The sequence below is a fragment of the uncultured Methanobrevibacter sp. genome (genome assembly GCF_902771435.1).
In the GTDB taxonomy this organism is placed as follows: Archaea; Methanobacteriota; Methanobacteria; order Methanobacteriales; family Methanobacteriaceae; genus Methanocatella.
On the sequence record NZ_CACXXB010000034.1, the window covers coordinates 1 to 13,159 of the forward strand.

Consider the following 13,159-nt stretch of genomic DNA (forward strand, 5'->3'; position numbering starts at 1 on the left):
GACCAGCTAAAAAAAGATTTGTTATTTGGATAGGTGTTTAGATGGTTAAATGCAGTCGTTGTGGTGTTGAAATAGCTGATACATTTGATATTTGTCCAAATTGTGGAAATAATCTTGCTGAATCACAAACACCTGCCGAATCAAGTGAAGATTTAAAATGCCCTTCTTGTGGGGAATCATTAAAGCCTAATGCGGATTTCTGCTCAAAATGCGGTACAAAAATTGCAAATGAATCAAACAGATGTGAAACTTGTGGATCTGAAGTTCCGGATGGTGTTTTATTCTGTCCTACTTGTGGAACTAAAGTAAAACAGCCTCAAAAAACTCAACAAGTCAATATCTGTCGCAATTGTGGATTCCAATTAGAGGATGATGCCACATTTTGTCCTGAATGTGGGGCAAACTTACAAACTGGTGAAATGGCCGCCATTCCAACTAAAAACTCAAATCAGGGATTCATTGATAAGATTAACATCAACAGTATAATAAAACCAACTCTTGTTGCTTTAGTGGTTTCAATTATTTTATCAATTATTTTTGTGTTAATTGGATTTTCATGGGTTTCATTTATAATCGCAGTTATTCTAAGCGTAGGGTTCTTTGCAGGTTTGATTGATAATGAAGCAAATGCAATCGTGTCAGGATTATTTGTCGGACTGATTTTAGGATTTTTAGAAAATCCGATTATTCAATTCTGTTTCGGAAAATTAGTTGCTGTAGTATATGACTGGTTATTTGGAGGTCAGATAATATTTCTGGTCATCGTAGCAGTAATAGTTGCTTACGTTTCAAATATGTTTTTAAAATCAAAAATCCAAGATATTGTGGGAGACCGCCTATCTTGGTTATAATTCTTTTTTTTATTCTTTATCAACAATACCATTAAATATTACCAAAACCATAATTATAATATTAACAATATGGAGCAAATACTTATGAATAAAAGAACTATTGAGCTTTCTGGTCATATTATCGACTCATTGACATTGACTAAAACAATGGGTATAATCATGGACAAAGGCGGAGAATTTGATATATTGGAAATTGATGTTGGAAGAAAAAAATCAGATGTCAGCAGAGCTAAAATTGAAGTTTCTGCCGATTCTCCCGAGTTATTGAATTCTATTTTGGATGAACTGTCAGTTCTTGGTGCTTCTATCGATGAGATTAAGGAAGTGAAACTGGTTGCATCAACTAAAGACAAGGTTGCTCCTGAAGGCTTTTATTCATCATCTAATCACACTACTCATATTTTTTATAAGGGAAACTGGATGCTTGTTGAGGAAATTGAAATGGACTGTCTGGTTGTTGTGGATGAGGATGTTCCTAGAGCTTATGTAAAGCCAATAGCTGATGTTAGGGAAGGCGACATGATTGTTGTAGGTCTTGACGGTGTCAGAGTAACTCCTCCTCACAGATCAAGAGAAGAACAGCAGGTGTTCGAGTTCATGAACAGTGATGTGTCTTCCGAAAAGCCATTGATGAATCTGATATATGGTATTGCCGAGGAAATGAAGGAAATCAAGGATAAAGGCGGAAAAATAGGAATTGTTGGAGGACCTGCCATTGTACACACAGGTTCAGGCAAATATCTGGCCGCTCTTATCAGGGAAGGATACATTGATGTAATCATGGCAGGAAATGCACTTGCCACTCACGATATTGAATCCAATCTTTTTGGAACTTCACTTGGTATTGAGGTTGAAACCGGAAAAATCGTTGCTCACGGTCACACTCACCATATGAGGGCAATTAATAAGATAAATCGCTCAGGCTCCATTCAGAATGCTGTCGATGATGGAACACTGACTGGTGGAATTATGTATGAGTGCATAAAAAATGATGTTCCGTATGTTCTTGCAGGTTCCATTCGTGACGACGGACCTCTTCCTGATGTCATGACCGATGTTGTTGAAGCACAGAAGGTGATGAGGAAATATGCTCAGGAAGTGGACATGGTCATCATGATAGCTACAATGCTTCACTCTATTGCAACAGGAAACCTTCTCCCATCAAGAGTTAAAAGTATCTGTGTAGACATCAATCCGTCCACAGTTACCAAACTGTCAGACAGGGGAAGCGCTCAGGTTTTAGGTATTGTAACTGATATAGGTACATTCTTGCCGCTTCTTTATAATGCTTTGCATGAGGAGTAAAAATGCAATTCACATCCTATATATTGGACGTTTTGACAGATTCTGTGTATCCTGCAAGAATAACAATCGAGGATGGAATTTTCAAGGAAATCGTTCCCATCCAGGTTGGTGAGGAAACAGAAATGGATGTGGAAGGTCTGATGCTTCCGGGATTTATTGACTCTCATATTCATATTGAAAGCAGCATGATGACTCCTGCACAGTTTGCAAAGGTTGCCGTAAGGCACGGTACAACTGCTGTTGTCTGCGATCCTCACGAGATTGCAAATGTTCATGGAATCGATGGAGTAGAATTCATGATTGAAAATGCCTCCACCGTTCCGTTCAATTTTTATTTTGCAGCACCTTCCTGTGTTCCTGCAACTTCATTTGAAACATCAGGCGCAGTGCTGGATTCCGATGATATAGAATATCTTCTTCAAAAGCCGGAAGTCGTTGCGCTTGCAGAAATGATGAATTTTCCAGGAGTCATAGGTGCCGATGAGGAAGTTTTAGAAAAACTCAGGATTGCAAGAAAGTACAACAAGCCTATCGACGGTCATGCGCCACTCGTTTCCGGAAAAGAATTGGACAAATATATCGAACAGGGTATAGTCACTGACCATGAATGCAGTAATTTTCTTGAAGCTATCGAAAAAAAGCAGAAAGGTATGAAAATTATGGTTCGTGACGGGTCATCTGCCAAAGATATGGATGCTCTTTTTGATTTTTCACAACGTATTGAGTTCTTCAAAAATCAGGACAGTTTTGGAATCATACCTACAGAGGTTCTCTCAAGAAGGCTTCACTCACCTATCTTTGACTTTATAGTGAGTGACGACAAAAATCCGAGAGACCTGGTTAATGGCCATTTGAATGAATCAGTCAAAAAGGCGGTTGACCTTGGAGTTGACCTGATTAAGGCAATTGAAATGGTAACAATCAATCCGGCGGCACATTACGGTCTGGATGGAGGATCAATCGTCACAGGTTCAAAGGCTGACTTCATCATTGTGGATAACCTTGATGATCTCAATGTTTTGAAGACATACATTTCAGGAGAATGTGTCTTCGACGGTGAAAATGTCCTGTTTGATGTCGAGGATGTGGAAGTCATAGATTCAATGAATGTGGATAAAAAATCCCCTGAGGATTTCAACGTTTACTTTGACGGCGATGAGTGTGAGGTAAATGTCATCCAATGTTTTGACGGGGAATTGTTAACAAAAAAGACAACTGCAAGGCTCATAACAGAAAATGGCATTGTACAGCCTGACATATTCGAGGACGTATTGAAGATTGCCGTTGTTGAACGTCACGGGTCAAATAATGTGGCCAATGCTTTCATCAAAGGGTTTGGCCTTAAAAAGGGAGCTATTGCCGCATCAATTGCACATGACTCACACAATATTGTTGCTATCGGATACTCTCCAAAAAGAATGGCTGAAGCCGTAAATAGGGTAATAGAAAATAAGGGCGGAATAGCTGTAGTCAGTGAGGACTTCGCAGATTCCCTGTCACTTCCGATTGCAGGACTCATGAGCAATCAGGACGGAATTGCCATTGCAAAAAAATTGAGGATATTGCAGAAGATGGCATTCGCTTTGGGATGCGAACTTACCGCTCCGTTCATGACAATGGCTTTCATGTCTCTGCTGGTGATTCCGTCAATTAAACTCTCGGATAAGGGACTGTTTGATGGTGACAGCTTTGAATTTATTGATGTTATAAGAAACTAAAGGTCATGGCCTTTATTTTCCAGTTCTTTTTTTATTTTATGCATGGCTTCGATGTCCTGTCGTGTTCCCACCTTATTGACGATACGGTACGCCTCCCTGAAACGTTTCACATAAAATTCCTTCTCGTCGCCTTCAACCAAATCGAAACGTAAAAAATTGGTCAGGGACTCAATGACATAGCCGAATCCACGATTGAATGCTGCGGTTTCTTTATTTATTGTCATATCCACCACTTTTGATTTTATTACAAGTGCTTCACCGCTGCTTTTGATTGGATCGCTTTGCTTTACAGCTTCGACCAGTTTGATTACTCTGCATTTGAAATGGGCATCTGCTTTTTTAAGGGACAAATCATCATTGAAATGTTCGTCACTTAAATCATCGATTAGTGATTCTGTAAACAGCTGTGGTGAATTGCATATATTGACAACAAACTCTTTTTGGGAGACTATATTGTCCAAAGTGTGACTTCCCTTGAATATGCGGTTTAAAATTGTATCCCTGCCGGAACACAGGACTCCGATAGGTGCCGCATGTTTAACACCTTCGCAGTTTTCAGTAGTTATTATTGTTTCGTATTGCCTTCCCTTTTCCATTCCTATTAGAGATAAATCGATTTCCATAGTAATCATTATTGTATTTTTTTTGATAAACATTTTTATATATTGATTTACAATATATTATTAATATTATTTAATTTTAAAGGAGTTTTAAGCTATGAAATATAAAATGTATGATGAAATGATGGAGCAGCCTGATTCTCTTAAGAGGACCTTTGAATCTGAAATGCTTAAACTGGATGAAGTGTCAGATTTGGTTTTGGATGTTGATAAGGTTTACCTGATTGGATGTGGAAGTTCCATTTCAACCTGTTACAGCGTTCGCGATGCAATCCGAATGTCCAGTACCAATATCAATATTGAAGTGTATACCGGTTATGAATTTTACTATAACAAGAAATTAGTCGAAAACGAGAATTCCATTGCGATTTTCACCTCACAATCCGGTGAAACCGCAGATACTCTGGCATCATTAAGAAGAGCCAACGAGTTCGGCCTGCACACTGTTTCTATTTCCAATGAAGGCGAAAGTTCAATGATTAAAGAAGCTAAAACTCCAATCGTCACAAGATGTGAAACAGAAACAGCAATATTAGGTACCAAAACCTATATAACTCAACTTGCATGCCTTTACTATATTCTTTTCAGGGCATCAGATTATGAGGATAAGGCTCAGCTTTTGACTGAACTTGTTGACATGCCTGAAATGATTGAAAGACTGTTGCTTTTAACTGAAGACGAAAACAAGGCACTGGCTGAAAAATACGCAAAAGAGGACATATTCTACTGTTTGGGAAGCGGTCCAAACTTCGGTCTTGCATACAAACTCGCAATGACAATGCTTATGGAAGGCGCAATCAAACATGCCTGTCCTGAATATTCAGCAGAATTCAGGCACGGTCTTATAGAAAGGGCCGAAAAGGATGTGCCTGTCATAATTTTAAGGTCCGATTTGGAATCCGATGAGATAACACAAAAGGCAATCGACTTCTGTGAAAACCTTGAAGCGAAAACAATCCTCTTTGACCTTAAGGACTATGCTAATGTCGACAAATTGCTTTCCCCATTCATATTCGTAATTCCTCTTGAATGGTTCGTATACTATCTTGCACACTTTAACGGCGAAGATCCTGGTGCAACAAGACACATCGGAAAAGTAAGATACTAAAAAAAATTATAAAGAGTTTTCCAACTCTTTTTTCACTATTTTTACGCACTCTTCTGCTTCACTGTCCAGTCTGAATGGATCACGTGCGCATACATCATAATTTTCTAAAACGTCACTTGCATTGATGGTTTTGGCAACATTGATACCCTTGTTTTCTAAAATAGTATTGACGCAGTTGTTTTTACATCCGTTTAGAGCTATTATTGGATATTTTTTAAGCATTGGGGTGTTTTTGTTTTCAATGTCTGCGGAAGTTGAACCCATGCAGATGGATATCACATTCTCATTTTCCTTTTTTAAGTCTCCAACCGCAACACGGCACACCAGTCCGTTCGGACTCATTCCGTTGCATGGAGCAAGAGCTATTTTTTTCATAAAATTAGTTGTATCAATAAGAATATAAATGTTTAGGTTTAAAAAAAGAGAGAAAAATGTAGAATAATTATTCTACATTGACTTTATGTTTAGGGATTATTAATTTAGGAAGAGTTATAAGAACAATTCCGTTTGAGAATTTTGCTTTAATGTTTTCAATATCAATGCTGTTTTCAAATCTTACGGTTTTTTGACATTTTCCGGATTTGATAGCAGAAACGATTAATTCAGCTTCGTCCTCTTCATCGAACTCTTCGATGTATGGGGTGAAAGTGGTTTCAATGGTAATGTCATTGTCACCTGCTTCGATGTTAATTTCATCTTTGCTTACACCAGGAACGGCTGCTTTAATGTAGTAAACATCTTTGGTTTCAACTAAATCAATGTCTAAAGTTTGTACGGTTGATTTTTTATAATCTTGATATTTTTGATCAGCATTTTTTTGCATGTTTTTAATGTTTTCCCTGAATTCATCGATAGTTTTTGATAAATCAGCAATAACATTGTCAGCAATATTTTTGCCTTTTTCTTTTTTGTCTTCGAAGGTTTCTGCGGTTTCTTCTTCAAATTCTTCTTCTTCAATATCTTCGACATTTTCTTCGAATTCTTCTTTTTTATCAGAAATTTTAGTTTCAATTGTATCTGAATCTACCATAGTTTTCACACTCCTTTTTAGGAATTATTTCTATGAACGTATTTTATTTACTTTTTGTTAGTATATAAAGTTTTCGATTAAATTTACTGAAAGTAACTAAAAAGTAAATTCTATTAATCATTGATTTTTAATATTGAGATACTTTATTTTTTATAAATCATTATTTTTTTTAATTTATAAAGAGGATAATAGTTTTTCTATTGTTAAAATTAAATTATGCCTATTTTTAATTTGTTAAGTAAAATGGATATATGTGATAGTTGCGAAATATCTTTTTTAATTTTCTTCCATATTTCATAATGTATGAAAATGAAAATAATAAAGAAAATCAAGTTTGAATTATAAACAGACTTTTTAAATATTTTTGAAGTGCATTATCTAAATATAATATATTTAAAAATTTAATACTATTGTTTGAGTTGTGTTTCATTATATGAAACCTATAAAAAAATAAGAAGTTGGGAGTTTAATTAAACTCCTAAAATGTTTTAAATATTGTTTTGTTTATCCTTCGTCATATGTCAATTTCCAGAATTTGCAGTTTTCAATTTTGCCTACTTTTTCATGTGAAACGTTTTTCGGCAATTCAAAATCTGCACCTTGACGATATGCCAGATATACTGTTTTATTTTTGTATTTGTTGAAGTCATTAGGCATTTGGAATTTATACTCCTTGTCATCATAAAACTTCGTAAAGCCTCCGGCTTTCTTCTGCTCGCCAACCGTAAATCCGCTGTAGACTATAGAATTATTTAACTGATTATAGAAGTGGACATACTTTACCATTCCATCTATAATGACAACGGAATTGTTGTTGTTTATGCTTTTTAGGAATGCCTCGTTTTCAACTAACTTTTCATGATTTTTGGATATGTCATCAATTTGATGAGCCAAATTGAATGCACTGAATATTAATAAAACAACCACGACTGGTATTATCACCTTTTTCAAATCAAACTTGGATATGAATATTGCAATGCATAACCACATTACTCCCATTGCAGGAACAGCATATCTTACGATGAAAATCGGTCTGAACAGGAAGGATATGGCAACTCCAAAAAGAATTGTTCCGATAAACACTAATGATCCTAAAAGAACAGTGTTGCTGTCTTCCTGTGATTTTTTATATTCAAGTACAATAAAAATGAACAGCACTAAAAAGACTATTGCCAGAATCAGATTAATATAGAATTCCCCTGTATCTGTGAATATTGATGCAAAAAACTGCAGGAAGTCATTGAGTGAAATAGGTTCAATCCAATAGTCCCCTTTTACAGATTTCATTTGTCTGAATAGGAAAAGGAGCCATGGGGCAAAACACACTATTCCGAATACTGTTGAGATAACCCAATTTTTGATTTCAGATTTATTTTTAAGTAAAACATATGCAAGCAACAATACATATAAGATTACTGATGATACTGCAGTAAAGTAATGAGTATAAGCTCCGCAAACGGAGAAAAATGCTAAAAGAATCCAATTTTTCAATGTTGGATTTTTCAGTATTTCACTGGCATACAAAAAGCTTATTACTAAAAATACCATTCCCCAAGGATACATCCTTGCGATTGAAAATGTTGTTAGGAAATTGGACATGGCTATGAGTGCGAATGCAAACAATCCTCCGGCCAGCCATCCGTAATTCTTTCTGATTTTGGTTATGGACAGTATGTATAAAACCACATAGGCCGCAACAGATACCATTTTCATTAACGTAGTCATGTCATATGGAATGTGTAGCCAGTTAAATAGATACACTGGAATCAAAGCAATTGCATAGTACAATGGGGGGTGAACGTCAATTGCAGTTACATGAACCATTTCCTTAAATGAAATGTACATCAAACCTCGTGTAAACCATTCATCAATATGTAAAAAAGGTTTCTGTATGATTAAAAATATCATCAAACCCAGTAGAAATAAACTTAATACAAACAGCGATTTTCCAATATATTCCTTATATTTTTCACTTTCATTAAACTCCAACTCTCTCACCTATTTAAGTCGCCTTTTTGGAATATTTTTTTCTAGTAATCATTGAAAATAAATACCAAATGGACTGTTAATTATTATTATAGTTTTACAATCTTATTAATATTTTCTGAACAGTTGGAAAAAAAGAAAGTTTGGTTGATGGTTGGAGATGGAATATCAGTAATATTCATCGTCGTCTTCTTCTTGTGGTGTGCGATCTATTTTTTTAATCGTATCGATTTTCTTGTTGATTATGTCAATGCCCTCTCCTTCAATTGCGGATATGAAAATTGAATTTTCCTCATTGTCAATATATTCGTTAAGGTATTCTCTGTCCTCAACAAGGTCCATCTTGTTAAATAGATAGAACACTGGAATTTCAGCAAAAATCTTTTCAATCTGTTTTAAAAGATTGTACTGGTTGTCCAAGTGGAATCCGCATGTTTCGGATGCATCAAAAATAAAGAGTATTGCATCAGCCAGGTGTTCAAGGGCAACAATAGCGTTCATCTCAATATCATTCATCTCCAGAACCGGTCTGTCCAAAAGTCCAGGTGTGTCAATGATTTGTATATGTTTCCAGTGTCTTTCGGTGTGTCCAATCTGGATACCCTTTGTTGTAAACGGATAATTTGCAACCTGTGGGTCTGCTCCGGTAATCTGTTTTAGGAGTGTTGATTTTCCCACATTCGGAAAACCCGCAATAACGATTGTTGTTGCTTCAAAGTCAATGGTTGGCATGTTCCTCAGGTTCTGTTTTGCAAAGTCAAGGAAATCCAAATCCTTTTTGATTTTATGTATCACAGATGAAATCCTACCGTATGCCTGTTTTTGGATGGCAGTTGCATTTTCTGAAGGATTTTTCCTGATTTTGGCACCATATTCCTTTTCAAGTTGGGCGATAATTCCATAAGCCCAATTGACTGCCCCCAGTGACTGTTTCATATCATCCACGCCAACGGTAATGTCTATGTAATCTTGATAAAATGGATGTAGTTCTTCAATATCTGGAACTGCATCAAGAATGGATTTTAATTTATCTTTAATAACCTGGCAAGAGGTTACAACTCTTCTCTCTTCAATTCTTTTACCTTTTAAATGTTTAGGTATCTTTTGAGACCTCATAAGGTCGGCTTGTTTTTTACCTCTGCTGAATCCTTTATCCAAAATCTCTTCAGGCGTAGGTATTGTCGGTATCATCATGGTTATCACTATTTAAAAATTTGTCCCTGGAATTTGTATACATCACAGCTTTCATCCATCCAGCTGTCTGCACTGATTCCTGCCTTCATACAGGTATTTTCTAAAAACTCTTCAATGCCGAAGGCATTTTCTGTAGCTACCTGCGGAAGCAACAGGCCTCTGGAGTATCCTTTCTGAATAATCAATCCGTCACGGCCAATTTCAATTTCCTCAAAGTATTGGTCAGGGTGTGCTACAACAATAAGTTCAGGTTTTGTCAAAACTGTCACTTCCAAATCAAGTATTGGAAATTCGTCTTTTGTAACGGCACTGAATCTAGGATCTCTGAATGCAGCTGCAATAGCTACTTCGATTGTTGCATCGATTGCGCTTTCAATAGGTTCTGCATATCCGATGCAGCCTCTCAATGCATTATTCTTATTTAATGTAACAAACACTCCTAATTTTTCATCTAATTCAATCGGATAATCTTCAGGTTTTTCTAATTTTTCTTTGGTTTCAATATAATGTTCAATTGATTGTTTTGCTATGTCAACTAGGTATTCTCCAGCTTTATCACTTATCATCATCCCATTCCTCCTACTAGTGCATTCAATATTCTTGTGTGGGGTCCTCCATCACCTACAGGGGCGGTCTGACCATCTTTTCCACAAAATCCGACGCTTAATTTAAAGTCGTTTCCTATAGCGTCAATGTTTTTAAGAGTTTCCAGGATATTTCCTGATAATGAAACATCCCTTAAAGGTGTTTTCAGCTCACCGTTTTCAATCAAATATCCTTCAGCTGCATTGAATTGGAAAATTCCTTTGCCTGTGTCCACCTGTCCTCCTCTTGAGCCTTTCAGATAAATTCCATTCGGAATGTCTTCAAGCAACTCTTCAAAGGTATTGTCTCCAGGCTGCAGGTAGGTATTGCTCATTCTGACAATTGGTTTGTCGGCAATAATTGATCTTGCATTTCCGGATGATTTCATGCCCAATTGTGATGAGGTTTCCCTTGAGTTTAAAAGGGATATTAATTTTCCATCCTTAACCAACTGATTAGGCTTGGTTTTGACACCTTCCACATCATAAGGATAATATCCGAACCCTTCTTTCAGGCTTGCGTCATCAAAGATATTCACAATATCGGAAGCTATCATCTCACCCATCTTGCCTTTCAGGATTGAATCATTTTGCAGGATTAAATCACCTTCAACCGCATGGCCTAAGGCTTCATGAATCAGAACGCCGGTCAGTTCGGGATCTGCAATTACTGGAAACTGTCCTGAAGGTGCAGGTTTTGCATCGAGCAGCCTTACAGCTTTTTCACCGATATTTCGTCCGAATTCTTCAATGTCTTCATTGGCAATTACTTCAAATCCTTTGACTCCTCCAAGACTTCCGTGGCCGAATTGAATAATTTCGCCATCGGTTGCAGAGGCATTCAAAGCCATTCTGACCCTTGAGGTTTTAACCTGAATTTCTGAACCTTCACTGTTCATGAACAGTTCTTTCACTTCGCTGTCACCATAGCTTGCAGTTGTACTGTTCACCTTCTCGATTGAAGCGGCGTCGCTTGCTGCCTTCATGATTTCCTTTTTCTCTTCAATTGATATGTCTTTGAAAGGAATTTCAACGTCAACTGCAGTTTTATCTTTAATGACCTTGCTTTCACTTAATTTGACGTCTCCTTTGAGTGATTCTGACAATTTAATTGCAGTTTCGGTTATTTCATTAATTTTTGATAAGTCTGTAGTGTATGCAAAACCCCATGCTCCGTTATTCAAAACTCTAATTCTTGCACCTAAACTCATTCCGGTGTTAATTTCATCTACGGCTCCATCTTTCATTATTATGGAAGTGTTTTCGCCAATTCCAGAGCGAATATCTATGTAATCTACTTTTGGGGTTGTTTTTTCAATAACTTTTTCGAATAAATCAATATATTCTTCCATATTATCACTTTTAATTAGCTTGCATGTCTTTTCGAATTTTCCCAGCATATATGGGAGTTGCAAATTTCATAAGTAGTGCAGTAATTCGTATTTGAGCAATCCTCTGTTATTGCAGCAGCAATTTGCTATCTATTTGCTTTATATTTATTTGTATTGCTTCATAATTATATGCTATGTATATTATATTTTGTCTTTTTTATATATAAAGCAAGTGAAAGAGCATTTGAAAAGTAATGGTTTAAATTTTTTTAGCTATTTTGCATGTTTGTTCTCTATTTTTTCCACTAAATATATAAAAGCTTATATGCATCAATAATTAATAGTTAAAGTGTATACTAATTTGGAGACATAAAATGATTACGATAGTGGGCGCTGGTGCAGGTGGAGGGCTTCTGGCCCGTGAACTTGCCAAAAATGGTATTGAGGTCACTATATTGGAAAAAGGACCTTATATAGATTCGAAAGATGCTTTTAATTATTATAATGTTTATCCTCAGGATGTTGATTTGCTTGCAACAACCTGTGTTGGAGGCTCAACAATAGTTTCAATGGCAAATATGGTAAGGGCTCTTGATGAGGAGCTTCACCAGTTTGGAATTGATTTGAGTGAGGAATATGAATATGTAGAGGATTTGGTTGGAGTTCATGAACTCGATGATTCCCATATCGGTCGTGGAACACAACTGTTTTTGGATGCTGCCGAAGAACTGGGGCTGAATGTGTCCAAGATGCCGAAGGCAATCCGTGAAGAGGACTGCATTCAATGTGGAAAATGTGCATTTGGATGTCCTGTCGATGCAAAATGGACTGCAAAGGACTTTGTTGATGAGGCAGTTGAAGCCGGAGCAACATTAATCACCGGTGCTGAAGTCACTGACATCATGCTGTCCGACATGAAGGCATGCGGAGTTAAATATGTTGCGGATGGTGAGGAAAGGATTTTAAAAACTGATAAAATCGTCCTATGTGCCGGAGCTATCGACTCAGCAGTAATATTGAAAAACACAGGTCTTGAAGGAATTGGAGAGGAACTCTTTTTTGATCCGTTTGTTTCTGTTGGAGGATATTTAAAGGATATAAATTTCAACACTGAGGTTCAGATGGCAGGCCTTGTAGTCGGTAAAAACTTTGTTCTGTCCCCTCATTTTTCATCTTTCATCAAGGGAAATATTCCTTATGACGGCGTTGAGGACAAGGACATACTGTCAATAATGGTTAAAACGCCGGACGAATCAAAAGGATTTGTCGGTGCTGACGGTGCTGTAGGCAAAACAAATACAATCACCGACATCAGATATCTGGCAGAGGGAGTGGCAACTGCAGGATTTATTCTAGAAAAAGCAGGAGTTGACCCAAAAACAATAGGTTCAACTGTCTATAGGGGTGCACACCCTGGAGGAACCGCACCTAT

General features: G+C 36.8%; 12 protein-coding genes. 5 read left to right on the forward strand and 7 right to left on the reverse strand.

The features are described from left to right. The first annotated feature begins 41 nt into the window (after window positions 1-41). The 3 genes from QZU83_RS08580 to ade all read left to right on the forward strand — a co-directional run bounded on the left by QZU83_RS08580 (window position 42) and on the right by ade (window position 3,874). Window positions 42-851, forward strand: a complete 810-nt coding sequence (locus tag QZU83_RS08580; RefSeq protein WP_295611372.1) for a zinc-ribbon domain-containing protein — start codon at window positions 42-44, stop codon at window positions 849-851. 84 nt (window positions 852-935) lie between these two features. Then, on the forward strand, window positions 936-2,156 hold the full coding sequence (locus QZU83_RS08585; protein WP_295611374.1) for a TIGR00300 family protein: 1,221 nt from the start codon (window positions 936-938) through the stop codon (window positions 2,154-2,156). 2 nt (window positions 2,157-2,158) lie between these two features. Beyond that, window positions 2,159-3,874, forward strand: a complete 1,716-nt coding sequence (gene ade, locus QZU83_RS08590) for an adenine deaminase (RefSeq protein ID WP_295611377.1) — start codon at window positions 2,159-2,161, stop codon at window positions 3,872-3,874. Here the strand turns inward: ade and QZU83_RS08595 are convergent. Continuing rightward, on the reverse strand, window positions 3,871-4,497 hold the full coding sequence (locus tag QZU83_RS08595; protein WP_295611380.1) for a DUF447 domain-containing protein: 627 nt from the start codon (window positions 4,495-4,497) through the stop codon (window positions 3,871-3,873). The genes ade and QZU83_RS08595 overlap by 4 nt on opposite strands. A 94-nt stretch (window positions 4,498-4,591) precedes the next feature. Between QZU83_RS08595 and QZU83_RS08600 the strand changes: the two genes are divergently transcribed. Next, window positions 4,592-5,602: an SIS domain-containing protein gene (locus QZU83_RS08600; protein WP_295611383.1), complete on the forward strand. Its 1,011-nt coding sequence runs from the start codon at window positions 4,592-4,594 to the stop codon at window positions 5,600-5,602. 6 nt (window positions 5,603-5,608) lie between these two features. On the opposite strand, the gene QZU83_RS08605 is transcribed toward QZU83_RS08600, so the two are convergent. The 6 genes from QZU83_RS08605 to QZU83_RS08630 all read right to left on the reverse strand — a co-directional run bounded on the left by QZU83_RS08605 (window position 5,609) and on the right by QZU83_RS08630 (window position 11,748). Continuing rightward, a complete protein-coding gene (locus tag QZU83_RS08605) occupies window positions 5,609-5,977 on the reverse strand; it encodes a putative zinc-binding protein (protein WP_295611386.1) in 369 nt (122 codons plus the stop codon). Between the two features lie 67 nt (window positions 5,978-6,044). After that, window positions 6,045-6,632 carry an Hsp20/alpha crystallin family protein gene (locus QZU83_RS08610; protein ID WP_295611389.1) on the reverse strand — a complete coding sequence of 196 codons (588 nt, stop codon included), beginning with the start codon at window positions 6,630-6,632 and terminating at the stop codon, window positions 6,045-6,047. Between the two features lie 504 nt (window positions 6,633-7,136). Continuing rightward, a complete protein-coding gene (locus QZU83_RS08615; protein WP_295611391.1) occupies window positions 7,137-8,621 on the reverse strand; it encodes a hypothetical protein in 1,485 nt (494 codons plus the stop codon). A gap of 165 nt (window positions 8,622-8,786) precedes the next feature. Beyond that, window positions 8,787-9,812: an NOG1 family protein gene (locus tag QZU83_RS08620; RefSeq protein WP_295611394.1), complete on the reverse strand. Its 1,026-nt coding sequence runs from the start codon at window positions 9,810-9,812 to the stop codon at window positions 8,787-8,789. A gap of 8 nt (window positions 9,813-9,820) precedes the next feature. Then, window positions 9,821-10,378 carry a TIGR00296 family protein gene (locus QZU83_RS08625; RefSeq protein ID WP_295611402.1) on the reverse strand — a complete coding sequence of 186 codons (558 nt, stop codon included), beginning with the start codon at window positions 10,376-10,378 and terminating at the stop codon, window positions 9,821-9,823. After that, window positions 10,378-11,748 (reverse strand): TldD/PmbA family protein, encoded by a 1,371-nt coding sequence (locus tag QZU83_RS08630; RefSeq protein WP_295611397.1) that lies wholly within the window; start codon window positions 11,746-11,748, stop codon window positions 10,378-10,380. Before QZU83_RS08630 ends, QZU83_RS08625 begins: the two co-directional genes overlap by 1 nt. Window positions 11,749-12,101: 353 nt before the next feature. Here QZU83_RS08630 and QZU83_RS08635 point away from each other — a divergent pair. After that, window positions 12,102-13,159 (forward strand): FAD-dependent oxidoreductase (locus tag QZU83_RS08635; RefSeq protein ID WP_295611399.1); only part of this gene is annotated, 1,058 nt, incomplete at its 3' end.